Source organism: Actinomadura rugatobispora (genome assembly GCF_055379765.1).
Window position 1 is genome coordinate 2,487,909 of sequence record NZ_AP029191.1, and the last position, 24,054, is coordinate 2,511,962.

At 74.6% G+C, this 24,054-nt stretch carries 21 protein-coding genes; 13 read left to right on the forward strand and 8 right to left on the reverse strand.

Features of this window, described 5'->3' with window-relative positions:
• Positions 1-30 precede the first annotated feature (30 nt).
• From ACZ466_RS10455 to ACZ466_RS10480, 6 genes are all read left to right on the forward strand, one after another.
• Positions 31-1,524 (forward strand): class I adenylate-forming enzyme family protein, encoded by a 1,494-nt coding sequence (locus tag ACZ466_RS10455; protein WP_378287194.1) that lies wholly within the window; start codon positions 31-33, stop codon positions 1,522-1,524.
• Positions 1,525-1,582: 58 nt separating this feature from the next.
• On the forward strand, positions 1,583-2,803 hold the full coding sequence (locus tag ACZ466_RS10460) for a DUF4437 domain-containing protein (RefSeq protein ID WP_378287195.1): 1,221 nt from the start codon (positions 1,583-1,585) through the stop codon (positions 2,801-2,803).
• 395 nt (positions 2,804-3,198) lie between these two features.
• Positions 3,199-4,020, forward strand: a complete 822-nt coding sequence (locus ACZ466_RS10465; protein WP_378287196.1) for an IclR family transcriptional regulator — start codon at positions 3,199-3,201, stop codon at positions 4,018-4,020.
• 119 nt (positions 4,021-4,139) lie between these two features.
• Positions 4,140-5,564 (forward strand): FAD-dependent oxidoreductase, encoded by a 1,425-nt coding sequence (locus ACZ466_RS10470; RefSeq protein ID WP_378287235.1) that lies wholly within the window; start codon positions 4,140-4,142, stop codon positions 5,562-5,564.
• 86 nt (positions 5,565-5,650) lie between these two features.
• A complete protein-coding gene (locus ACZ466_RS10475; RefSeq protein ID WP_378287197.1) occupies positions 5,651-6,514 on the forward strand; it encodes an NAD-dependent epimerase/dehydratase family protein in 864 nt (287 codons plus the stop codon).
• Positions 6,504-7,133 carry an isochorismatase family protein gene (locus ACZ466_RS10480; RefSeq protein WP_378287198.1) on the forward strand — a complete coding sequence of 210 codons (630 nt, stop codon included), beginning with the start codon at positions 6,504-6,506 and terminating at the stop codon, positions 7,131-7,133. The genes ACZ466_RS10475 and ACZ466_RS10480 overlap by 11 nt, the downstream gene beginning before the upstream one ends.
• A 51-nt stretch (positions 7,134-7,184) precedes the next feature.
• Here ACZ466_RS10480 and ACZ466_RS10485 read toward each other — a convergent pair whose 3' ends face one another.
• The 7 genes from ACZ466_RS10485 to ACZ466_RS10515 are packed head-to-tail and all read right to left on the reverse strand — an operon-like array spanning position 7,185 to position 14,709.
• A complete protein-coding gene (locus tag ACZ466_RS10485; RefSeq protein ID WP_378287199.1) occupies positions 7,185-8,099 on the reverse strand; it encodes an alpha/beta hydrolase in 915 nt (304 codons plus the stop codon).
• Positions 8,096-8,737 carry a neocarzinostatin apoprotein domain-containing protein gene (locus tag ACZ466_RS10490; RefSeq protein WP_378287200.1) on the reverse strand — a complete coding sequence of 214 codons (642 nt, stop codon included), beginning with the start codon at positions 8,735-8,737 and terminating at the stop codon, positions 8,096-8,098. Before ACZ466_RS10490 ends, ACZ466_RS10485 begins: the two co-directional genes overlap by 4 nt.
• A 16-nt stretch (positions 8,738-8,753) precedes the next feature.
• Positions 8,754-9,341: a neocarzinostatin apoprotein domain-containing protein gene (locus tag ACZ466_RS10495; protein ID WP_378287202.1), complete on the reverse strand. Its 588-nt coding sequence runs from the start codon at positions 9,339-9,341 to the stop codon at positions 8,754-8,756.
• A complete protein-coding gene (locus tag ACZ466_RS10500) occupies positions 9,338-11,209 on the reverse strand; it encodes a hypothetical protein (RefSeq protein ID WP_378287204.1) in 1,872 nt (623 codons plus the stop codon). Before ACZ466_RS10500 ends, ACZ466_RS10495 begins: the two co-directional genes overlap by 4 nt.
• Positions 11,206-12,309, reverse strand: a complete 1,104-nt coding sequence (locus ACZ466_RS10505) for a hypothetical protein (protein ID WP_378287205.1) — start codon at positions 12,307-12,309, stop codon at positions 11,206-11,208. Before ACZ466_RS10505 ends, ACZ466_RS10500 begins: the two co-directional genes overlap by 4 nt.
• Positions 12,306-13,346: a hypothetical protein gene (locus ACZ466_RS10510; protein WP_464043313.1), complete on the reverse strand. Its 1,041-nt coding sequence runs from the start codon at positions 13,344-13,346 to the stop codon at positions 12,306-12,308. Before ACZ466_RS10510 ends, ACZ466_RS10505 begins: the two co-directional genes overlap by 4 nt.
• Positions 13,347-13,383: 37 nt before the next feature.
• Positions 13,384-14,709 carry a WxL domain-containing protein gene (locus ACZ466_RS10515; RefSeq protein WP_378287207.1) on the reverse strand — a complete coding sequence of 442 codons (1,326 nt, stop codon included), beginning with the start codon at positions 14,707-14,709 and terminating at the stop codon, positions 13,384-13,386.
• A 177-nt stretch (positions 14,710-14,886) separates the two neighbouring features.
• Between ACZ466_RS10515 and ACZ466_RS10520 the strand changes: the two genes are divergently transcribed.
• Positions 14,887-15,561 (forward strand): class E sortase, encoded by a 675-nt coding sequence (locus tag ACZ466_RS10520; RefSeq protein ID WP_378287208.1) that lies wholly within the window; start codon positions 14,887-14,889, stop codon positions 15,559-15,561.
• 52 nt (positions 15,562-15,613) lie between these two features.
• Positions 15,614-16,327, forward strand: coding sequence for a hypothetical protein (locus ACZ466_RS10525; RefSeq protein ID WP_378287209.1), 714 nt, complete (start codon positions 15,614-15,616; stop codon positions 16,325-16,327).
• 15 nt (positions 16,328-16,342) lie between these two features.
• Here ACZ466_RS10525 and ACZ466_RS10530 read toward each other — a convergent pair whose 3' ends face one another.
• Positions 16,343-17,164, reverse strand: a complete 822-nt coding sequence (locus ACZ466_RS10530) for an IclR family transcriptional regulator (RefSeq protein ID WP_378287210.1) — start codon at positions 17,162-17,164, stop codon at positions 16,343-16,345.
• Positions 17,165-17,325: 161 nt separating this feature from the next.
• On the opposite strand from ACZ466_RS10530, the gene ACZ466_RS10535 reads away from it, so the two are divergent.
• The 5 genes from ACZ466_RS10535 to ACZ466_RS10555 are packed head-to-tail and all read left to right on the forward strand — an operon-like array spanning position 17,326 to position 23,960.
• Positions 17,326-18,654 carry a flavin reductase gene (locus ACZ466_RS10535; protein ID WP_378287212.1) on the forward strand — a complete coding sequence of 443 codons (1,329 nt, stop codon included), beginning with the start codon at positions 17,326-17,328 and terminating at the stop codon, positions 18,652-18,654.
• Positions 18,651-19,922, forward strand: coding sequence for an acyl-CoA dehydrogenase family protein (locus ACZ466_RS10540; protein ID WP_378287213.1), 1,272 nt, complete (start codon positions 18,651-18,653; stop codon positions 19,920-19,922). Before ACZ466_RS10535 ends, ACZ466_RS10540 begins: the two co-directional genes overlap by 4 nt.
• A complete protein-coding gene (locus tag ACZ466_RS10545) occupies positions 19,919-21,394 on the forward strand; it encodes an aldehyde dehydrogenase family protein (protein ID WP_378287214.1) in 1,476 nt (491 codons plus the stop codon). Before ACZ466_RS10540 ends, ACZ466_RS10545 begins: the two co-directional genes overlap by 4 nt.
• Positions 21,391-22,536, forward strand: a complete 1,146-nt coding sequence (locus ACZ466_RS10550) for an FAD-dependent oxidoreductase (RefSeq protein WP_378287215.1) — start codon at positions 21,391-21,393, stop codon at positions 22,534-22,536. Before ACZ466_RS10545 ends, ACZ466_RS10550 begins: the two co-directional genes overlap by 4 nt.
• Positions 22,536-23,960, forward strand: coding sequence for an aldehyde dehydrogenase family protein (locus ACZ466_RS10555; protein WP_464043318.1), 1,425 nt, complete (start codon positions 22,536-22,538; stop codon positions 23,958-23,960). The genes ACZ466_RS10550 and ACZ466_RS10555 overlap by 1 nt, the downstream gene beginning before the upstream one ends.
• Positions 23,961-24,054: the final 94 nt, after the last annotated feature.

Sequence of the window (24,054 nt, forward strand, 5' to 3'; positions counted from 1 at the left end):
CACGGATCCGCTGACCACGGAGGTGGTGTCATGGCACTACTCCCAGGCGGCGCGTCGCTCACGATGGCCGGGGGCGTGCGCGAGTTCGCCGCCTCGACGCCGGACACCGTCGCCGTCATCGACGGCGACCGCGGCCTGACCTACCGGACCCTGGACGAACGGTCGAGCCGGCTGGCGCGGGCACTGCTCGCCGGCGGGCTCCGGCCCGGCGACCGCGTCGCCGTCCGGCTCGGCAACCGCCTGGAGTACCCCGAGGTCATCGCCGCGGCGGCCAAGGCGGGACTGGTCCTGGTCCCCATCGGGACCAGGCTCACCGACGCCGAGACGACCCACATCCTGGAGCACTCCGGCGCACGCGCCCACATCTCCGACACGGAACCGCCGGTGCCGGTCGAGGTCGTCCTCCAGATCGGCGGGACGGGCGTCGCCTCGTACGAGCAGGCGCTGGAGTCCGCGCCGGCCACCGACCCGATGGTCCCCGTCGACGAGAACGACGCCTGCTGCCTCTACTACACCTCGGGCACCACCGGGAAGCCCAAGGGCGTCCTCAGCAGCCACCGCGCCCGGACGCTGATGTGCTACCTGTCCGCCATGGAATGGCGCCTCGGCGCCCGCCGCGTCAGCCTCGCCGTCGCACCGATGTACCACGGCGCCGGGATGGTCTTCGACTACGCGCCCGTCGTGGCCGGCGGCACCGTGGTCATGCTGCCCAAGTGGGACCCCGAGCACATGCTCGCGCTCGCCGAGCGGCACCGCGCCCAGTCCGCGTTCCTCGTGCCGACCCACGCGCAGACGCTTCGCGCGTCCGATGCCCTCGACCGGTACGACGCCTCCAGCCTCGACACCCTCTACTTCAACGCGGCGGCCCTGCCCGCCGTCCTCAAGGACTGGGTCATGGAGGCCTTCCCCCATGCCGGAGTCCATGAGCTGTACGGCTCCACCGAAGCGGGCATCGTCACCAACTGCCGGCCGGCCGACGCCGAACGCACCGGATCGGTCGGGCTGCCCTGGTACATGACCGAGGTCCGGGTCGTCGATCCCGCCGGCGAGCCCGTCGGGCCGGGCGAACGCGGCGAGCTGTTCAGCCGCTCCCCGTTCCTGATGAACGGCTACCTGCGCGACGACGCCGCCACCGGCGGCTGCACCACCGCTGACGGCTTCCTCACCAGCGGCGACATCGTCACCCGGGACGAGGACGGCTTCATCTACGTGGTCGACCGCAAGAAGGACATGATCATCTCCGGTGGGGTGAACATCGCCCCCCGCGAGATCGAGGACGTCCTCGGCACCTTCCCCGGCGTCGCCGACTGCGCCGTCGTCGGGCTGCCGGACGAGCGGTGGGGCGAGCGGGTCGCCGCCTACGTCGTCGCCCTCCCCGGCGCGTCCGTCGACGTCGCAGCGCTCGAGGCGCACTGCCGCGAGCGGCTGTCCGGCCCGAAGGTGCCGCGCAGCGTCGAGTTCCTCACCGCGCTTCCCCGCAACGCCGCCGGCAAGGTCCTCAAGCGCGAGCTCCGCGACCGCTGACCGCCCGGCCCGCCACCACCGATTCCCCGAATACGCCGAATACCGGAGAGGTGCCCTGATGCGACCCCACGTCGAGCTCATCCAGGAGAACGACTACGTCTGGCACGGCGCCGAACTGGTCGGCGGCGAGGGCCGGGCCAGCGAGCGCCGGCTGTCGGTCGACGAGGAGGACGGCTCCTGCTCCCTCCGGGTCGACTTCCACACCGACTGGGGACGCGGCCCCGGCATCCACCACGCCAACACCGAATACCACGTGCTCGAAGGGTCGATGACCTACAACGGCAAGGAGATCGGCAAGGGCGGCTACGTCTACGCGCCCAAGGGCGTCCCGACCGAGGCGATCACGTTCAGCGAGGGCACCCGCCTGCTGCACTACCGCGAGTACGGCGACGCCGGTTTCGACGCGGTGGAGAGCACCAGGGCGACGCGCTGGAAGGGTGCCCGCGAGGACGTCATCGTCATCGACACCGAGGCGATGACGTGGGACGCCGTTCCCAACCCCGGCCCGATGCCCGGCCTGTTCATCAAGTACCTGCACGTCGATCCGGAGACCGGCTTCTACACCCGGCTCGTGCACGCGCAGGAGGGATGGACCGACCACCGCCTCGCGCACCACCCGTGCTACGAGGAGGCGTACACCGTCCAGGGGCACATGGAGTACAACTTCGGCACCCTGGACCTCGGCACCTACTTCTTCCGTCCCGCCCGCGTGAAGCACGGCCACTTCACCAGCCTGGAGGGCGGCGCGACCTGGCTGCTGCGCTCCGACGGTGAGCTGTTCAACTGGTACACCCAGAGCGAGTGGGTCCGCTGGGGCGGCGAGGCCATCAACTACGGCCCGGGTGAGGGCCGCATGCGCTGGTCGACGTCCTCGCACGACCTGGGCGCCGGAGCCCCCGGCCGCAGCGACCGCGACCTGGCCGACCTGCGCGCCTCCGTCCGGTACCAGCGCGAGCAGGGGGAGATCGACGAGGAGTACGTCCAGCACGGTACCGGCACCGACAAGAGCCTCCTCGCCATCGCCAAGGCCGTGGACGCCGCCCGCCTCCAGGGCGGCCACGGCGACGACGACCACGAGCACGAGCACGCTCCGGTGAACGCGGACTGGGGTGCCGACCCGCGCTCCCTGGAGCACCCCGACGAGCGCACGGACGACCTCGCCTACGTCTGGGGCGCCGGCCGCAACTGGCGGAAGGGCGACCCCATCCCCGCCCCGATCCTGTCCAGCCGCCCCGTCCGCAGCCGCTCCGCCGGCCGCTGGAACGGCGACGGCATGTAGGACCGGATAGACGGGAGGGTATCTGCGCCTCGCCGCCGGACGGGGTGCCGCCTGCCTGGAGACGCCGTTCGGTGTGGTGGTCGGCGTCGCGGCGCCGTTGCCGTGCAGGGGGTCGGCGCCCTCGGCCGGCTCTCCGAGGACCCGGCCGCCCGTGCACCTGACGCCGGCCGGCGCCGCGTCCAGGTCGCGGGTGCGCACCGCCCAGCCGCTGCGCCCGAGGGGACGGCCCCCTGTTCACATCGTAGGTTCGTGTTCCCTTCGCGGTCGGCTACGGTTCTCGGAGGGGCAGAGGGCCCGCCCAGTGGAACGGAATTACACTTAACGAAACGAAACCGCCTCACGCCCGACCGGCGTGCGCCGATGTCCGGCCAGAGGATCTGGAAGGAACCACGTCCATGAGCAGCACCGTCCGCTCGAGCGAGCGCTCGCCCGGCGCCGAGGAGCGCGGAGGCACCAGCCAGACGATCTCCACGGTGGAGCGGGCCACCGACGTCCTGATGTATTTCGCGGAGCAGCGGTCGGCCACCCTCGGCGTCACCGAGGTCGCCAACGCGCTCGGGCTCTCCAAGGCGGCGGTGCACCGCATCCTCACCTCGCTGCGCGGGCACGCGCTGATCGAGTTGGACGAGGCGACGCGGCGCTACTCGCTCGGTCTCGGCGCGATGAAGCTCGGGATGGCGTACCTGGAGCAGATCGACGTGCGGACGGTCGCCCGTCCCGAACTGGTCGCGCTCTCCGAGCTCACGGTCGAGACCGCGACGCTGTCGGTCCGGTCCGGCTGGACGCGCTCCTACATCGACCAGGTGCTGCCGCGCCGCGAGCTGATCATGTCGGTGACGCTGGGCGTCCCCTACCCGCTGCACGCCGGCGCGTCGTCCAAGGCGTTCCTGGCCTTCCTGCCGGACGACGAGGTGGACCACTATCTGGCGCAGCCCGCGCTGGAGCGGCTCACCCCGGCGACCATCGCGAACGCTCCCGGGCTGCGGCGCGAGATCCAGGAGATCCGCGCCCGCGGCTACGCCCGCTCGACCGCCGAGCGGCAGGCGGGCGCGGCGTCGGTCGCCGCGCCGATCCTCGATGAGAGGGACCGGCCGATCGCCGTGATCAGCGTCAGCGGCCCGATCGACCGGTTCACCCAGCAGGCCGAGGCCTGCGCCGAGGCGCTGCTGCAGGCGGTGCGGCGGCTGTCGGAGCGGTTCGGCCACCGTCCCGCCTGACGAGCCCGGTATGACGGCGGCCCCACCCGGATTGCACGGAGGCGGCACGGCAGGCACCATGGAAGCCTGATCAATGGAACCTTGTTCCTTTATCCGGAACAAAGGAGCGGGTGTTGCCGATGCATCACCAGTACGACGTCGTCATCGTCGGAGCCGGCACCGGGGGCATCCCCTGCGCCGTCGAGGCCGCGGGCCACGGCGCACGGGTGCTGCTGGTGGAGAAGGACTCCAGGATCGGCGGCACCCTGCACACGAGCGGCGGCCACATGTCGGCCGCCGGCACCCGCAGGCAGCGCGAACGCGGCATCGAGGACTCCGTCCAGGAGCACATCGCCGACATCGAACGCATCAGCGGCGGCACCGCCCGCGCCGACCTGGTCGAACTGGCCGCCCGCCATGCTCCCGAGACCATCGACTGGCTGGACGGCCACGGGTTCGAGTTCGCGCCCGAGTCGCCCCGGCTGGTCTACGGCCACGAGCCGTACCGCGTCCCGCGCACCCACTACGGCAAGGACGCCGGCCTGTCCATCCTCGCCGTGCTCAGGCGCCTGCTGGACGAGCAGATCGCCGCCGGGCGCGTCGACCTGTGGCTCGGCAGCGCCGCGATCGGCCTCACCGAACGGCCCGGCGGCGCGCCGAGCGTCACCGTCCTGCGCGGCGGTGTCGACGAGGTCGAGGTGCCGGCCCCCGCGGTCGTGCTCGCCACCGGCGGCTTCGCCTCCGACCGGGAGCTGTTCGAGGAGCTCGAGGGAGCGGCCCTCGTCAGTGCCGCGCATCCGACGTCCACCGGCGACGGCATCGTCATCGCGCGGGAGGCGGGCGCGGCGATCGCCGGACGCGGCCTGTACCTGCCGACCTTCGGCGGGCTCCCGCATCCCACCACCCCCGGCAGGGCGTACTACGACGAGCGCCCGCTGCTGATCGCCTCCGAACGGCTCCCCTGGGAGATCTACGTCGACCGGACCGGGCTCCGGTTCGTCGCCGAGGACGAGACGAGCATCGACCTCAAGGAACGCGCGCTCGCCACGTCCGCCGACGGGACGTTCTGGACGGTCTTCGACGACAAGGCGCGGCGCAGCTCCGTACCGATGGTCGTCGGCTGGAGCCCGGACGACGTCTCGGCCAAGGCGGGCGTACGCGCCGGCGTCCACAAGGCGAACACGCTCACCGAGTTGGCCGCGCTCGCCGGCATCGCTCCGGACGGTCTCACCGCCACCGTCGAGCGCTACAACGAGGCGGTCACCGCCCGGCACGACGCCGAGTTCGGCCGCACCCACCTGCCCGCCCCGATCGCGGAACCCCCGTTCTTCGCCATCCGGAACCACGCCATCGCCCTCGTCACGTTCTCCGGCCTGGACGTCGACGAACACCTGCGCGTGCGCCGTACCGACGGCACCCCGATGGACGGGGTGCACGCCGCCGGCGAGGTGATCGGCGCCGCCGCCACCTGCGGCAACAGCTTCTGCGGCGGCATGCTCATCACCCCCGCCCTCACCTTCGGCCGCCTGCTGGGCCGTCGCCTGGCCGCCGGGCGGGCGCGGTGATCGCTCGCCCCTGGGCGGAGCCGGCGGGCGGCGTCCGACGGGTGCGCGGGAACGCGTCCGGGTGAGATGATGGAAACGTCGTTTCCATGGAGGTGGGCGTGCGGTACGTGATCATCGGGTGCGGCAATGTCGGGATGGAGCTCGCGCGGCGGTGGCGTGCGGCGGGGCATGCCGTCACCGGGACGACGACCTCGTCCGAGCGGGTCGGGGAACTGCGGAAGGTCTGCTCGGACGTCGCGGTGCTGCGCGGATCCGACAGCGCGGCCGTGGCGGAGGCGACGCGGGGCGCGGACGCGGTGGTGCTGACCGTGAGCCCGCGCCTGTCGCGCTCCTTCGACGCGGCGCGGCGGGTCGCCGAGTACGCCGACACGCTGGCGGCGAGCGCGCGGACCGCCGTGGCCGTCCATCCGCGGGTGGTGTTCACCAGCTCGACGTCGGTGTACGGGGCCGGGAGCGGATCGCTGATCGACGAGGCGACTCCCACGACCGATGACGCGGACGCGTCGCCGCGCAACTTCGTCGCGGCGGAGGAGGCGGTGCTGTCCTCGCCGCGGGGGGCGGTGGTACGGATCCCCGACGTGTACGGACATCCCCGGGACATCGACTACCCGGCCCGGGTCCGGTTCGCGCACGAGGTGCTGGGCGGAAGCGTGCCGTTCGCGGCGGAGTCACTGCTGTACCGGATCGACCACCGGGACGCGGCGCGGGCGCTCGAGTTCGTGGTGGAGCGGGAGCTCACCGGTGTCTACAACGCCGTCCCGGACGCGACGGTGCCGCCGACGAACGCGGCGGCGTTCGGGAAGATCTGCGCGGCCGAGGGGCTGCCGGAGCTGGTCTACCGGGGCGAGATCCGGACTCCGGCCGTACCGGTGACGTCGGGGCGGCTCCGCGCGGCGGGGTTCGCCTTCGCGCACCGAGTCGATGGAGGAGGCCGCGCGCATGACCGGTGATCTGGAATCCGACTACGAGGCGGCCGGCTTCGGCGGGACGCTGGCGCCCGGCGCCCGCCCTGCCGTCGTCGCCGTCGACATCGTCCGGGCCTACCTCGACCGGGGTTCGCCGCTGTACGCGGGAGTGGAGAAGGCCGTGGCCGCGGCGGCGCGGCTGGTCTCCGGGGCACGCGGCCGGGACGTGCCGGTCCTGTTCACCCGGGTCGAGTTCGATCCCGGCGGCCGGAACGGCGGGCTCTTCTACCGCAAGGTCCCGGCGCTGGCCTGCTTCGAGGCGGGCAACCCGCTCGGCCGATTCCCGGCCGACCCGCGCCCGGAACCGGACGAGACCGTCATCGTCAAGCAGTACGCCAGTGCGTTCTTCGGTACCTCGCTGGCCGCCACGCTGACGGCCATGCGCATCGACACGGTGCTGCTGTGCGGGCTGTCCACGAGCGGCTGCGTGCGTGCCAGCGCCGTCGACGCCGTACAGCACGGATTCGTGCCCCTCGTGGTACGGGACGCCTGCGGGGACCGCGATCCGCGCCCGCACGAGGCGAGCCTGTTCGACCTGCAGGCCAAGTACGCCGAGGTGATCTCCCTCGACGCGGCGCTCGCCTACCTGGCCGAACCCCGCTGAGCCGGCGCTCCCGCGGGCCGCGGGAGCGCCGGCCCGCGGGAGCGCCGGTCGTCAGCGGACGTACTGGACCGTGACGGCGTCGTCCACCGAATCCCCGACGTTCCAGAGCCAGACTCCCGACCAGGCGTCGCCCAGGACCGTCCGGAGGAACATGGCGCTCCAGCGGGCGGAGGCCTTGACGCTGGTCTCCTGGGACACCGTCTGCGGGGACGGGTCGGGAAGGGCGCCCGCCGGGTTCTGCGTGCCGGTGATCCCGTAGTGGTTGGCGCCCGTGACGGACACGAGCATCTTGGGCGGCGACTGCAGGGCGCCGTAGGTGCCCTGGGCCGCCGCCGGCGGTGCCACCCCGTCCGCCGTTCCCTGGACCAGGGCGACCGGGACGGTGTTGGCGACGGGCGGGTTGCCCGATCCGCCGGGCGGGGTGTTGTTGGTACCGAAGAACGCGGCGCCCTTCAGTTCGGCCGGCTTACCCGCGGGCGTACCGCAGAACGGGGGAACGCAGGCGCCGGTGGTCAGCGTCAGCCCGGCCGCGCCGCCGAACGAGTGGCCGAGCAGCACCAGCGAGCCGGTGTCGATCTTGCCCTCGAGCGGCGATCCGCTCCGTCCGTCCTCGCCGCGCGCCCAGGCGACGGTCCAGGTCGCCTGGGCCTCCTCGGCGAACAGGCCCGGCTGCCCGAAGACCACCCGGTGGTGGTTGGGCACCACGACGGTGAAGCCGTACCCCGCCACCGCCCTGGCGTACGCCGCGTACGCGGACTTGTCCACGTTGGCGCCCTGGAGCAGCAGGGCCACCGGCAGGTCGGCCTTGATGTCGCCGGGCGCCGGCGCGTACACGTCGGCCGGGTCACCGTTCACCGTGGTCGTGTACGTGATGGGTCCGGGCGCCGCCGCGGCCGCGGCCGGGAACGCGGCGGCCGCGAGCAGGGCGCCGGCGAGAGCGGCCGCGGCCGTCCGACCCCGCCTCACGATTCGTTCCTGCGGCGGCGCGGGATGATGAAGAGGACCGCGCCACTGGCCATGATCAGCGCGGAGGCGATCAGGGCGTAGGTGGGCAGGCCGTCGGGGCTGCCCGTGTTCGGCAGGGCGCCCCCGTCGCCACCGCCACCACCACCGGTGTCGCCGCCGCCAGTGCCGTCTCCACCGCCTCCGTCTCCTCCGCCGCCGCCGGTGAAGGTGAGCGGGATCTCCGCGGTGTTGGCCGCCATGTTGGCGCCGAGCGCGGTGACGGCGACGACGCAGGCGCCCGCCTTGGACGCGCACGTGACGTCCCCGGCCTTGGCCACCATCTTGAGCTTGGCCTCCTTGGCACCGGCCTGGGTCAGGAAGTTGCCGCCGCTGTCCGAGGTGCCCTGGATGGCGGCGCCGGTGGACTGCGCGGCGCAGTCGGTCGGCAACTTGGGCTTGGGTTCGCACAGGCCGAGCGTCACGAAGGTCTCGCCCGGGGTCAGGCCGGTCACCGTGACGGTGATGGTGTCCCCCGCTTTGAGCCCGGTGGTCTTGCTCGCGTCGATCTTCGGTGCGGCCAGGGCGGGCTGGGCGAGCGCCAGCAGGCAGGCTCCGCTGAGCGCGGCGACGGTACCGGCACGCTTTCTGATGGCGGTCATGGATCGCTCCTTCTGGTCATCGGCTGCGGCGTTGGACGGCGGCGACAGCGGCTCCGGCAAGGATCAGCAGGGCCGCGGTGGCGGCCCAGAGCGCGATCGACGGGCCGCCCGTATCCGGGGCCGCGGACGGCGCGGGCGCCGCCGCGGGCGCCTGGGTGGCGCCGCCCTTGAACGACGACCCCTTGAAGCCGACACGGACGACCGCGGTGTTGGCGTTGACGACGGCGGGCGGGTTGGTGGTGGGCAGGGGCGCGGCACCGATGACGCACTGGCGCGCCATGCAGTCGATGCCGTTGAACTTCACACGAGCCTTGAGCTTCACGGTGGGGAAGGCGCCCTTGGCGTCGATGTTGACGAAGGTGGCGCCGCCGCCGAGATCGCAGTCCCTGAGCCCGTTGGTGTAGCCCTCCCGGCACAGCCCCACGGCCACCGACTTCAGCCCGGGACGGAAACCGCTCCCGGTGACGGTGATCGCGTCGCCTTCCGAGAGGTCGGTGCTGCGGCTGACCCGGAGCGCCGGCGCGGCGGCCCCCTGTGCGGGGACGGCGGGTGCGGGGACGGCGAGCGGGGCCGCCACGAGCGCGGCGAGCACGATCGCGATCACAGGGCGGGACCTCCGGTGCTGGAGGCCGCCGGCGACGGCCGGCGGGCCTCGGCGGGTGCGGGATCGGGGAGTTCGGTGACGCGGTCATGGCCGACGGCGCAGACGCGGCTGGCGAGTGCCCTGGTTCCGGGTCCCGCCGGTCCGGCGAGCACGACGGCGGTGCCGGTGGCCGCCAGGCGCCGCAGAACGGCGTGCGCGGCGCCGGCGCAGGGCCCGTCGGCGATGCCGTCCACCAGCAGCAGCCCGGGGCGGGCCAGCAGGGCCTCGGCGAGCGAGAGCAGGCTCCGCTCGGGCGCGTCCAGCGTCCCGGCGAGATCAGCGCCGCGCCCGCGCAGTGCCGGGAACACCTCCAGTACGGAACGGGCGGCGTCCTCCGGCCGGACGGCCCCCATCGCGCGGGCGCGGCCGGCCAGTCCCTCGGCGATCGGCAGCGCGTCCGGGACGCCCGGATCGGGGCCGGCGAGGTGGCACAGCCCCCGCCCCGTCCGCCGCCGGGCGGCCGGCGAGGCGAGATCCGCGCCGCCGAGCAGGACCTTGCCCCGGGACGGGACCCGGCCGGCCAGGGCGGCCAGCAGCACCCGCGCGCCGGGGCCGGTGAGCGCGACGATCTCCCCCGCCTCCACCCTCAGGTGGATCCGGCGGAGCCGGACCGGCCCCCGCGGTACCACCAGGGCGCGGACCTCCAGAAACGGCGGCGGCCGCCGCGCCTCCCGGCCGCGTACGCGCAGGGCCGCGAGGGCGGCGAGGATCGGGGGGACGGCCGTCAGCGTCAGCGCGGATCCCTCGGCGAGCATCCCGCGCAGGGCGGTGACGCAGCCGTACCCCGCGAGGCCGCCGGCCACGGCCGCGACCGCGGTGAGCCCGGCGGCGGGCAGGTGCCGCTCGTACGGCAGCGGGCGCAGCACGGCGGTGTCGAGCGCGGCGACGGCCAGGCAGGCGGCGGCCGCGGCGACCGTGAATCCGGCGGCGAGGAGCACCGGCCCAGGGGCGGTCGCCATCAGCACCGGCGCCGCCGCGCCGGCCAGCAGGAGCCACGGTAGGGTCCGCGCCGCCTCCGCCGTCCGGCGCCCGAGCACGACCAGCACCACGGCGGGCGGCAGCGCCCAGGCCAGATGCCGCACGGGCTGCTCACCGACCAGGTTCCAGCGGAAGAGCAGCAGGTGCAGCCCGCCCATGAGCGACGCGCCGACGACCCAGCCTGCCGCCAGGTAGGCGGGAAGGGCGGCGCGCACGTCCCCGCCGGCGACGTCCCGGAGCCGGGCCACCGGCCGGGCGGGCGGTGCCGGGACCGTGTACGGGACCGCGATCGAGGCGAGCGCCAGCAGGGCGGCCGGCAGGCCCGCGAAGAGCAGTGCCGTACCGGGCTCGGCGGAGTGGGCCGTCGCGAGCCAGGCGGCGACGGCCGCTCCGGCGAGCGCGGCGGCCTGGCACCAGGCCGGCGCCCCGGGCGCCCGGACGGCCTGCGCCCGGGGCACCGCGAGCAGCGGGGCGGCGAGGAGGCCCGCCAGCATCACGCCGGTGGCGAAGACCGGGACGGCGGGCACCGATCCCGCCAGCGCGATCGCGAGGCAGGCGAGCGCGCCGGCGACCGCGGTCGCGCCGTGCGCGGGCATTCGCCGCGCCTGCCACAGCACGGGCGGTAGCCCGGCGCACGCGAGCAGCAGCCCGGTGAGCGCCATGTAGGTCACCACGTCGCCGGGAACCTTCACGACGCCGCCGAGGGCGTCGGCGAGCAGCAGCACGGTGCCGCCCGCGAGCGTTCCGGCGGCGGGCACGGCGAGCCGGCCGGCCGCCGCGACGGTGGCGCGGCCGCGCGGCGGCGCAGGCCCGGTGGTCATCGGCCCGGTGGTCATCGGCCGGGTGGTCATCGGCCTTCCTCCCCGGCCGGGGCGAGGAACCGGTCCAGCGCCTCCAGGTCGACGGCGTCGGCGGCGCCGCCGCGCCGTCCCTCCAGGTAGCCGATCAGCTCGTCCCGGTCGACCACGTACGCTCCCGACGGTGAGCGCGCCGCCGAGTCCAGGTAGCCGATCAGGTCGGTGACCTCGACCACGGGCCCGGTGTCCGGAGCCGCCTGGCGGGACGCCGCCGGGACCGCCGCGAGACGCCGACGGCGGCGGGCCGCCGCGCGGCGGCCCAGCGCCAGCCGGATCCCGAGGAGCAGGAGCAGCGCCGCCAGCAGGTTCACGCCGAGCAGTCCCCACGGATAGGTGCTGAAGGAGCTCTCGAACGGGACCGAGCCCGCGTACCGGCCGCCGACCACGAAGCGTCCGAACGAGGCGGGCGGCAACTGGACCGGAACCCGGTACGTGGCGGTCTGGCCGGGCCGGAGGGTACCGGTCGCGGGCGCGTCCAGCGGGCTGTCGGCCGTGGCCCCGGCGCCCCATCCGACGACCAGCGGCGCGTCCACGATGGGTTCCGGGCCCGCGTTGCGGATCCGGAGCACCAGCGTGCGGCGCGGCGTGCCGCCGAACAGTTCGCCGCGTTCCCCGCCGCCGACGATCTCCATGCCGACCACGTCGGCGCGGACCGGCACGGCGTCGCGGACGATGCGCTCGACGCGGTGCCCCTCGACGGTGAACGGCGCGGTGGCGGTGGCCGGAGCGGCGGTACCGCCCGGCATGGTGGCGACCCGGACGACGCAGGGGCAGGCGGCGGGCGGTGCCCCGACGGTGAGGCCGGCCTCGAACGTCCCGGTGGGGGCGACCATCGCGGTGACGCCGCGCTCGGTGTCGCAGTCGGCCGAGCCGTGCACCGCGCCGGCACCGCAGATCTGGATCTGCACGGTCGTTCCGGGCGTCCACTCGCTGCCGCGTACCCGGGCCGCGGTGCCGGCCGCGGCGCCGGTGGGCTGGACGCCCACGCCGGGGGCGGCGGCCCGGATGACTCCGGGCACGGCCTGCGCCGGAACGGCCGACGCCGGGACCGCCAGCCCGGCGGCGAGCAGCACCGCGAGCGCGTGGATCCTCACAGGAACACCCCCGTCTCGTCGGTTCCGCCCAGGCCGGCCCGTTCCCGCCAGCGGCGGATCAGCCGGGGCAGCACCGACCACACCAGGAAGATGGAGCCGGCAAGGACGATCAGCACCGCCCAGGGCACCGTGGTGAAACCGACCTGCGTGCGGGCTCTGATCCCGTCGCCGTCGGTGAGTTCCACGCGGACGGTCACCGCGTCGATCGGCGGGGTGCCGTTCCACGGCAGCGTGATCTCGGTGCGCTGGCCGGGCAGGATCTCCGGCAGCCGCCGGTCGGGCCACTGCTCGATCCGGCGGCCGAACAGCCCGGTGGCCCAGACCCGCGCGGTCGGCGTGATCCGCTGGTTGCCGGTGTTGACGACGGTGTAGCGGATCGTTCCCCGCCCCTTCCGCAGGAACGGGACCAGCGGCTCGGTCCGGGCGACGGTGAGCCCGTCAGGGCGCAGGCCGGGGGTCAGCGGCCCGCTGACACGCAGGTAGACGCGGGCACCGACGGCCCGCCGGATCCCGACGCGGGCGCCGCCGCTCTCCTGGACGCTCTCGACGGCGGTGTTCAGCGCGACGATGCCGCCGATGTGCTCGCCGGGGGTGGCGTGCGCGGGGACCTTCACGGTGAAGGGGACCTCCTTCGCGGTACGCGCGGGGACCTTCAGCGTCGTGCTCTTCAGGGCGATCCAGGCGCCGACGTCCTGGGCCTTCTCCTCCGCCGTGCGCAGCGCGAATCCCGCGTCCCTGGGCGTGTTGTACGCGTCGGCTCCGTAGAGGCGGAAGGTGATGGGGGCCGCGGTCAGGTTGGTGATCCGCACGGCGTCCCGGACGGTCTCCCCGGGCGGTGCCTCCAGCGCGAAGTTGGGCCGCGCGGCCAGGGCCGCGCTGCGGTTGACCGGGCCCACCGACCAGGACCCGTTCCCGTTCGCGGGCGCGGGCGCGGGCGGCGCCGCGGTCCCGGCCGGCGCCGCCGCGAGGGCGGCACCGGGCGCGGTGGCCAGGGCCGCCGACGCCGCGGCGGCGGCGATCCGGGATCGCGGGCTCATCGATCACCTCGGGTGGCGTCGAGCGGATGCGGGACGGTCAGGACAGGGTGAGGGTGAGGATGGCGGTGTAGCGGCCGGCGCCGGTCGTCGGCGGGATCTTGAGGTCGAGGCCGGCATCGGCGGTGAAGGTGCCGCCGGTGATCTTCCCGGCGCCGTCGGGCGCGCGGCACAGGGTCGCGGCCGTGGTGGTGCTGAGCGCGCCCGCGCTGCCGGGCGTCACGGTGCCGGCACCGGGGCCGGCGGTGCAGCGGGGGGTCCAGGACAGGTTCCCGGCCGGGATCTTCGTGCCGGCGGCGGAGCCGAAGTCGGTCAGCGTGCCGGTGAGCGACCATCCGGTGGTGCCGCCCCGAGCGTCGACGACCTCGACGTCCTTGAGCGAGCCGGTGGCGTTCTGCTCCGTGCCGTTCAGCGTGACCGGGGTCAGGTCGACCTCGCCCGGCTGCCGGGACATGGTGAGCGGACCGCCGTTGACGGTCAGGTTGATCTTCTGCTCGCCGCACTCGGAGGCCGGCTTGTCGCCGCATCCGCCGTCGGGCGGCGTCACCTTCTCCGTGACGGTCAGGGCGAGTCTCTTGGTGACCGCGCCCTGGGCGATGATCAGGGTGCGGGCACCGACGGCGGCGGACTCGGCGATGCTCCCGGACGCGGTCAGCCTGCCCGCGGTGTCGGCCGAGGCCGTCACGCCGGTGAGATCGTCCGGCTCGCAGGCGGCGCCGTTGGCGTCGCACAGCGTCAGATCCGCCGCGCCCGGCCGCCAGCCGGTGCCGGAGACGGTGAACGCGCCGCCCTGGACGACGGTGGGCGGTTCGACCGAGGCGTCCGGGCCGTCCTGCCCGCCCTCCTCGACCTTGATGGTGGCCAGTGGCGCGGGGGTGGTCACGGGCGTGCAGGCGATGGTCGCCTGGGCGCCGGCGTCGGCGAGGATCGACAGCCCGGCGGGCGCGAGGCCGACGTCACCGGGCGCGCTCAGCGTGAGCCTGCCGGAGACCTTGCCGATCGGGAGCGGTCCGTAGGCCGGGACGGGGCCGGTCCGTTCGGGCGCCTTGATCGGGAGGGTGCCCGACTGCGCCCCGGAGACGGTCACCGATCCGGAGGTGGTCCATTTCTGGACGGGCAGCGGCGCGACCCCGGGGAGGTCGGAGAAGTCGACGTCGACGCTCACCTCGTCCCCGACCTTCGCCGCGGCCGGGGCGGTCACCGTCACGGTCGCGTTGTAATCGAACCGGGTACCGAAGATCTGGCACTGGTAGGGGATCTGTCCCGTGCCGGCGTACGCGGTGCCCGCCGCGACCGGGATCGCGACGGCGCCGGCCGCGGTGATGGCCGCGGCCGCGCCGCGCAGAGCCGTTCGTGAGCGTCTCATCGTGTGTCGCCACTCCTCTCCGCCGCACTCTGTTTCGCATAGGGAAACATAGTTTCGCAACGTGGACATAGCGAAGCCGTGCGGGCGCACGATGTCAAGGGATGGCCCGCGCCGGAAACAGAATCGTTTCATTGTGGGGATCGCCGTTTCCCTTTTTCCGGGTTACGGTTCGTGGCCATGCGCACGGTCCTGAGGAGCCTTGCCGAGATGTCGCTGACGGCCGGCCTCATCCTCGCCATGTTCGTCGGCTACCTGTCCTGGGGGACGGGCGGGTTCACGCAACGGCGGCAGGGCGACCTGCACGACGATCTCGAACGCCGGTGGAACTCCGAACGCGTGCGGGCCCTGGCCGGAACGGGCTCGGACGGCGGCGGCGGGCGGGGCGCCGCGCCCCCGGCCGTGCCGGAGGGCGACGCGTTCGCGCTACTGCGCGTGCCGAGGTTCGGCTCGTCGTACCGGTACGCGGTCGTGGAGGGCGTGGGCGTCGCGGACCTGCGCAAGGGACCCGGCCACTATCCCGGGACGGCCGGTCCGGGCGAGGTCGGGAACCTGGCCGTCGCCGGGCACCGCACCACCTACGGCGGGCCGTTCGAGCGCAACGGCGAGCTGGCGCGCGGGGACGAGATCCTGGTCGACACCGCGACCACGACGTACGTCTACAAGGTGACCGGCCGGACCATCGTGCGGCCGAGCCGCACCGACGTGGCGGCGCCGGTGCCGATGAAGCCGGGCCGCAAGCCCCGCAAGGCGATGCTGACGCTCACCACCTGCCATCCGAAGTTCTCGGCCGCCTACCGGCTGGTGGTCTTCGCCGAGCTGGCGGGCCGGCGGGCGCGCGCCGCCGGCACCTGACCGGCACGTGTTAACGTTCCCCACAACGAAACTTCGTTTCCAAAGCAAGGGGATGGTCGTGGGGGCTCACGCGCACGGCTGGTGGATCCTGCTGCACCTGGTGCTCTTCGTCTTCTGGCTGGGCGGCGACCTCGGGGTCTTCTACTCCAGCCGGTACGTGCTCAAGCCCGATCTGGCCCCGGCCGCCCGCGCCGCCGCGCTCAGCGTCATGAGCGGGCTCGACCTCGGCCCGAAGGTCTGCCTGGTGCTGTTCCTGCCGAGCGGGGTGACGCTGATGGCGTTGGATCCGCACGGCGCCGAACTGTTCGGCGCGCCCGCCTTCGGCTGGTGGCAGGTCACGCTGGTCTGGATCTTCGCGCTGGCCTGGCTGGCGGCCACCGTCGCCGACCACCGCACGCACGGCGGGTTCCCCTGGGTGCGCCGCGCCGACTGGGCGGTGCGGATCGCCCTGGTGGCGGCGCTCGCCGTGGTCGCCGGCTACACCCTGCTCGCCGACCGCCCGTTCGGTGTCGGCACCGACCCGCGCTGGCTCGGCGCCAAGCTGGCCCTCTACACCCTCGCCATCGCCTGCGGGCTGGGGATCCGCGTCACGCTCCGCCCGTTCGGTCCCGCCTTCGACGCGCTGCTGGGCGGCGGCTCCACCCCGCAGGTCGAGCGTGCGCTCAAGCGCTCGGTGGACGGCTGCCTGCCGTACGTGTTCGGAATCTGGGCGGCCGTCCTGGGCGCGGCCGCCCTCGGCGTGTTCAAGCCCGGCGCCGACCTGTGAGCGGTGGCCGCTCCCTCAGCCGTCGTGGCCGAGCCGGCCGGAGATGCGGCTCGCGGCCTCCAGCAGCGGCGGCGCGCACTCGGCCATCCGCGCCTTGAACCGGGTCAGCGGGCCGGCCACGCTCAACGCCGCGATCACCCGGCCGTCATTGTCGAAGATCGGCGCGGCGATCGACGCGGTGCCCTCCTGCCGCTCGCCCTGGGACGAGGCGTAGCCGCGCTTGCGGATCGCCGCCAGTTCCCTGCGCAGCCGGGACTCGTCGACGATCGTCCTGCCGGTGAGAGCCTCCAGCCCGTGCCGGGCCACCAGGCCATCGACCTCCACCGGGTCCAGGAAGGCCAGGATCGCCTTGGACGAACTGCCCGCGTGCAGCGGGTACGGGATGCCGAGGCTGACGTCGACGCGCAGCTCGTGCGGCGGAACGACCTGGTCGACGTACAGCCGGGTGTCGCCCCGGCGGATCGACAGGGTGGCGGTCTCCCCCACCTCCTGGGAGAGGCGGCGCAGTTCGGGGGCGGCGATCGCGCGCAGGTCCATCCGGGCCAGGTAGGCGCGGCCGAGCCCGATCGCGGCGTGCCCGAGCGCGTACCTGCGGCTCACCGGGTCGACGGTGATCAGGTCGCGGCTGCGCAGCGCGGTGAGGATGCGGTGCACGGCGGCCTTGGTCAGGCCGAGCTCGGTGGCGATCTCGGTCACCCCCAGGTCGGGCCGGGCGCTCCGGCCGAACAGCAGCAGCACGTCCATCGCGCGCTCGACGGCGGCGATCGAGCGGCTCTGTCCCTCGCCCTCCTCGGCGGCGGGTGCGGGGGCGTTCTGGGAGGTCGCATTGCGCGACACGGCGGTTCCTTCCGACGGACCAGGGTGGGCCAGTCGCAGTCTAGGGCATGGCGTTTCCCTTAGGGAAACACCTGCGGCCCGCTCGGGCGTTGACACCCGATCCGGCGATCGTTACCGTGAGCGTTACAATGTTTCCTCTAGCGAAACGAAGGAACGATGCCGTGGCGGTCGACGCGCAGACGTTCCGGGCGGTGCTGGGCCAGTGGCCGACCGGCGTCGCGGTCGTCACCACCACCGCCGGAGACCGCTGGCACGGCATGACGGCCAGCTCGTTCAGCAGTGTCAGCCTCGACCCGCCGCTGGTCCTGGTCTGCCTCGCCAGGGGCATCCACACGCACGAGCTGATCGAGCGCAGCGGCGTCTTCGCCGTCAGCTTCCTCGGCAAGGACCAGACCGGCATCGGCCACCGGTTCGCCGGCCGCGACCGCGGCGACCGGTTCGCCGGGCAGCCGTGGACCGCCGCGCCCACCGGCGCCCCCGTGCTCGGCGGGGCGCTGGCCTGGCTGGACTGCCGGGTCGCGCACGCCTATCCGGGCGGCGACCACACCATCTTCGTGGGCGAGGTGCTGGCCGCCGAGGTCTCCCGCCGCACCGCGCCGCTGCTCTTCCACTCCCGCGCCTGGGGCCAGCTCGCCGACCCGCTGCCGGACGAGGTGACGCTCGCGGACACCGGCCTGGCGGCCGCGCTGGACCGCCGGCTGCGCGGTTTCGGCTCCGCCCGGACCCGGGTCACCCCGGCCGGGGCGGCCCTGCTGCTGGACTCCGTCCACGCGGCCGGGGTCCGCGTCCGGGTCCCGGCGACCGCCCTGCCCTCGGCGGTCCAGGCCGGTGCCGACCAACCCGGTGCCGACGAACCCGGTGCCGCCGTCCCCCGCCGCCCGTCCTGGTCGACGCTGGTCGAGGAGCCGGCGCGGCTGCCCGTGCTGCCGCACGGCGCCCCGATCATGGTCGAGGTCACCGACACCCCGGGCGCCCTCCGCCTGATCGGCGCGGCGCGCGAGCGCGGCCTCGGCGTGGTGGGACGGGTGCCCGACGCGTTCGCGCCCGCCAGGGAGACCGAGGTGCTCGCCGCCGCCGACCGGCTGGTCGCGGCCGGCTGCGCCGAGGTCGCCCTGGACGAGGGCCCGGACGCCGCCTCGCCGCTGCAGGTCCGCAACCTGCTCCAGGAGGCGGTGCCCCGGGTCCGGCCGGTGCCCCTGCGCGTGCGGCTGCGCGAGGCGTACGGCCTGGGGCCGGCCAACGCGCTGACCGCGATGAAGAGCGGCGTGCGGCACTTCGACGCGACACTCGGCGGCATCGACGGCGGGCTGTGCGCGGAGGACGTGCTGTTCCTCGCCGCCCGCCTCGGCGTCGCCGCACCGATCGACCGGGCCGCACTGGTGACGGCCGCCACGGACCTGGAGGCGATATGGGGCTCGGCACTGCCCGGACGCACCTACCGCCTCGACCGCCCCGCATCCGGACCAAGCGAAGGGGGACCGTTCCGATGACATCCACAGGCGAACGGCTCGTCGAGAACATGACCGCGGCCGAACGCGAACGGGCCGAACGCGTGGAGTCGGTCCTGCCCGCGCTGCGCGAGGCGGCCGCCGCCGCGGACGGCGCCGCCGAGTTCCCGATCGGGCACGTGGCGCTGCTGCGCGAGGCCGGGCTGCTCGGCCTCGTGGTGCCCGCCGAGTACGGCGGGCTCGGCGGCGGGCTGCGCGACCTGGCCGCCGCCACCTACGCGATGGGCACCGCCTGCCCGTCGACCGCCCTGGCGTACTTCTTCCACAACACCAGCGCCTCGCGCGGCCTGCTCCCGCTGGAGGCGATCGAGGCCGGGCTCTTCACCGGCGACGAGGAGGTCAAGCCGGTCCGGGCGTTCGCCGAGAAGGTACTGAACCGGATGGCCGCCGGGACGTGGATGGCCAACTTCGCCAGCGAGGAGGTCAAGAGCTCCGGTGCGAACATCGCCATCGCCACGACCGCGGTCCCGGCCGAGGGCGGCTGGGTGCTGAACGGGGTGAAGTCGTTCGGCTGCGCCACCGGGGTCGCCGACACCTATCTCGTGACCGCCCGCCTGGACGGCACGTCCGACGCCGACGGGCTGGCCCTGTTCCTGGTACCGCGCGAGGCGCCCGGCGTCGCGTCCCGCACCCCGTGGAACGGGCTGGGCATGCGCGCGTCCAACAACCACGGGGTGACGCTCACCGACGTGTTCATTCCGGCCGAGGAGGCGCTCACCGTCCCCGGCGCCTTCGTGCGGATGCTGACGATGAGCCGGGGCAGCTTCGTCGGGAACCAGGTGGCCATCTCCGCCTGCTACCTGGGAGCGGCGCGGACGGTGTACGACTTCGCCGTCGACCGGCTCACCCGGAAGACCTTCGCCGACTCCGGGCGCCCGATCGCGTCCTCCCCGATGCACCAGGTGATCATCGGGGACATGACCGAGCGGCTGGAGACGGCCTGCCTCTGGATCCGCCGCCAGCTGGAGCTGGAGACCTCCGAGCCGCCGCTGCGGCCCAAACCCGAGGTCTACCGGCAGTGGCGGATCGCCAAGGGCGACATCGCCGAGGCGTGCTTCCAGGTCGCCCTCGGCGCGTTCAAGGCGTGCGGCACCTCCACGGCGACGATGGACGGCATCGTCGGGCGCGCGCTGCGCGACCTGGCGATGGGGCTGGTCATGACGTTCCCGGCCGAGCGCGGCCGGCTCGAAGCGGCACAGATCATCACCGAGAACAAGGAGAACGAGCTGTTCGCGAGCGTGCCCGAATGACCCCGCCGCATCGCGATCTGGTGGCCGGGGAGTGGGCCGCCTCCCCGGCCGGCACCGGCCCGATCCTGGAGGACCCGGCCACCGGCGAGGCACTGGGCCCGGCCCCCGTCACCCCGGAGGAACGCCTGGAACGCGCGCTGGCCGCGGCCGAGAGCGCGGCGGACGGCTGGGCCGCCGTCCCGGCCGCCGAACGTGCGGACCTGCTGGACGCGGTCAGCGGCGCCCTGGAGCCCGTGGCCGCCGAGATCACCGCGCTGGAGGCCGCCGCCACCGGCGTCCCGATCCGGCAGGCGGCCCCCCTCGGCGTGATCGTGACCGGCGCGTTCCGGCTGGCCGCCGAGCAGTTGCGCGGCGGCGGCCTGGACACGGCCCGCACCCGCGAGGACGGCCGCCCGGTCGAGGTGCGGCGGCTGCCCTGGGGTCCCGCCCTGTGCCTTGTCCCGTGGAACGCCCCCGCGCCGATGGCCGCGCACAAGGTCGCCAACGCGCTGGCCGCCGGCTGCCCGGCGATCCTCAAACCCAGCGAGTACGCCCCGTACGGAAGCCAGCGGTTCGCCGAGGCCGTCGCGGGCGCGCTCGCGGAACGCGGCGTCCCCGGCGGCGCCTTCCAGCTCGTCCACGGCGACGCCCGCACCGGCGCGCGGCTGACCGGCGATCCCCGTGTCCGCGCGGTGTCGTTCACCGGCGGGACGGCCGGCGGCCGGTCGGTGGCCGCCGCCTGCGCCGCCGGGATCAAGCCCGTTCAGCTGGAGCTGGGCGGCAACAACCCGCTGGTCGTCATGCCGGACGCCGACCTGAGGCGCGCCGCGCGCGCCGCCGTCGACCTGCTCACCACCCTGAACGGCCAGTGGTGCCGGGCCCTCGGCCGCCTGATCGTGCCGGCGGGCGCCCTGGACCCGCTGCTGGAGGCGATCGGCGAGCGGCTCGCGGCCCTGCGCGCCGGCCCGCCCCTGGATCCGGAGACCGATCTCGGGCCGCTGGTCCACTCCCGGCACCGCGACCGCGTCACCGCCCGCCGCGACGCGCTCGGCGGCCGGGTCCGGTCCGCCACCACGGTGCCCGACCGGGGCAACTACCTGGCTCCCGCGCTGGTCACGGGGGTGGATCCCGTCGACGCCACCGAGGAGATCTTCGGGCCGGTCGCGACCGTCCACCCGTACCGGACGCTGGACGAGGCCGTCGCGCTGGCCAACGGCACGGCGTACGGGCTGGAAGGGTATGTGACCGGCACCGACGAGGACGCGGCGCTGGCCGTCGCCCGCCGGATCCGCGCCGGCGAGGTCAAGGTCAACGGCTCCAGCGTGCTGAGCCTGCACCTGTTCGCGCCGCGCCCCGTGTGGGGGGCGTCCGGGCTCGGCGAGGAGGGCACCGCCGAGACGCTGCGCTTCTTCACCAACCCGCGCGTGGTCGGTGTCGAGGACGGCTTCGCGCTGCACTCCCGGGACACGCCGCAGTCCAGGGACACGCCGTGACGCGGGTGCTGGTCGCCGGGGCGGGACCGGTCGGGCTGACCGCCGCGCTGGCCCTGGCCCGGCGCGGCGTACCGGTCACGGTCCTGGAGGCGGGCCCGGAGCTGGCGGCGCAGTCGCGCGCCTCCACCTTCCATCCGCCGTCTTTGGAGATGCTGGCCGATCTCGGCGTGCTCGACGACCTGATCGGGCGCGGCCTCGTCTCGCGGACCTTCCAGTACCGGGAACGGCGCGGCGGGATCATCGCCGAGCTGGACCTGTCGGTGCTGGCGGGCGACACCCCGTACCCGTTCCGCGTGCAGTGCGAGCAGAGCAAGCTCACCCCGCTCCTGCGGGACCGGTTGCTCGCGGCGGGCGGCGAAGTGCGTTTCGGCGCGGCCGTGCGGTCGGTGCTGCCGCACGCGGGCGGGGTCGAGGCGGCTCTGGCGGACGGCGGCCGGGTGCGCGGTGACTGGCTGATCGGCGCGGACGGCGCGGGCTCGGCGGTCCGGCGCGCCCTGAAGGTGCCGTTCGAGGGCATGACGTACCCGGAACGGTTCCTGGTCGCCTCGACCCGTACCGACGTCGCGAGGCTGCTGCCCGGCATCGCCGCGGTGAACTACGTCTTCGACCCGGCCGAGTGGCTGGTGCTGCTGCGCACGCCCGACCACTGGCGGGTGCTGTTCCCGACGCCGGAGGGCACCGACGACGGCGACGAACTCAAGCGGCTTCCGGACCGGCTCCGCGGCGTCGCCGACACCGCGTGGGACGTCGCGCACGCCACCCTCTACCGGGTGCACCAGCGGATCGCCGGAAGCTTCCGCGCCGGCCGCGTGCTGCTGGCCGGGGACGCCGCGCACGTCAACAACCCGCTCGGCGGCATGGGCATGAACAGCGGCATCCACGACGCCGTGCTCATGGCGGGGGCCCTCGCCGCCGTGATCGAGGGCGGCCCCGAGGAGGCGCTCGACGCCGTGGCGGAAGCGCGCCGCGAAACGGCCCGAACGTTCGTGCGGCGGGCGACGCACGCCAACTGGGAGCGGCTCCGTTCCGGCGATCCGGGCGAGTACCACGACGAGCTGCGGAGGCTGGCCGCCGACCCCGTCGAGGCACGGCGGTACCTGCTGCGCAGCTCCATGATCGCCTCACTGCGCGACGTCGCCTGATGCCGGCCGAGATCGTCCGGGAGAATCCGGCCCGGCGGGCGGAGATCGTGGGCCGCGTCCCGGTGGCGGACGCGGCCGGGGTGGACCGGGCCGTCCGCGCCGCCGCGGACCGGCAACGCTCCTGGCGCGAGGTCCCCGCCGGGGAGCGGGCCGCGGTCCTGCTCCGGGCCGCCGACGCCGTCGAGGCCATGCTGCCGGGCACGGCGGTGCTGCTGGCCCGCGAAACCGGCAAGCCGCTGGCCGACTGCGCGGGCGAGCTGCGGTTCTCCGTCGCGTACCTGCGCTGGGCCGCCGCGCGGGCGCCCGCCGCCTACGCCGACCGCGAGACCGACGACGCGGCCGGGCGGCTGGTGCTGCGGCGCCGCCCGTACGGGGTGGTCGCGGCGATCACGCCCTGGAACGCGCCGGTCATCCTCGCGCTGCTCAAGGTCGGCCCGGCGCTCGCGGCGGGCAACACCGCCGTGGTCAAGCCGTCCCCGCTGGCACCGCTGGCGGTCACGCGGGTACTGGCGGCGTTCCCGCCCGGACTGGTGCACGTCGTGCACGGCGGGGCCGAGGCGGGCGGCGCGCTCGTGGGGCACTCTTCGGTCCACCGGGTCGCCTTCACCGGCGGCGCCGCGGCCGGCCGCGCGATCGGGGCGGCGGCCGCCGCCGCGCTCACGCCGGCGGTGCTCGAGCTGGGCGGCAACGACCCGGTGGTGCTGCTGGACGACGCGGACCTGTCGGACGCGGCGATGGACCGGCTGGTGATGGCCTCCTTCGCCACCGCCGGGCAGGTCTGCATGGCGGCCAAGCGGCTGTACGCGCCGCGGTCGCGGCTGGCCGAGGTCCGCGAGGCGTACCTGGCGGCGGCGGAGCGGGCGCTGGTGCTCGGCGACCCGCTCACCGAGGGGACGACGGTCGGCCCGGTCGTCTCGGCGGCGGCCGCCGAGCGGGTACGGGCGCTCATCGCGGATTCGGCGGAACGGGGCACCGTCACCGGGCTGGGCGCGGTGCGCGTCGACCTGGAACGGGGCCACTTCGTTCGTCCGGCCCTTGTCACGGACGTGGCCGACGACGCCCCGGTGGTGGCGGAGGAGCAGTTCGGCCCGGTGGTGCCGCTGCTGCCCTATGACACCGAGGACGAGGCGGTGGCCCGCGCCAACGCGGGCGAGCTCGGCCTCGGCGCCTCGGTCTGGTCGGCCGATGAGGAGCGCGCGTTCGCGTTCGCCCGCCGTTTCGAGGCTGGCTTCACCTTCGTCAACACCCACAACCGCACCGGGATGGCGCTGCACGCCCCGTTCGGCGGGGTGAAGCGCAGCGGCCATGGCCGCGAATACGGCGTCGAGGGGCTGCTGGAGTACGTGCAGACGTGCGCCGTCCACGCCCCCGCCGCGTTCCGCGCGGGCGGCGGCGGGATGGACGCGGGCGCCTACCCGCTGTGACGGCCGCGAGAGCGTTACCGAATCGCGTTCCACGCCCCGTTGCCTTCTGCTCCGCGGGACCGCTTAATGAAGGCAATATTGGAAACTCCGTTTC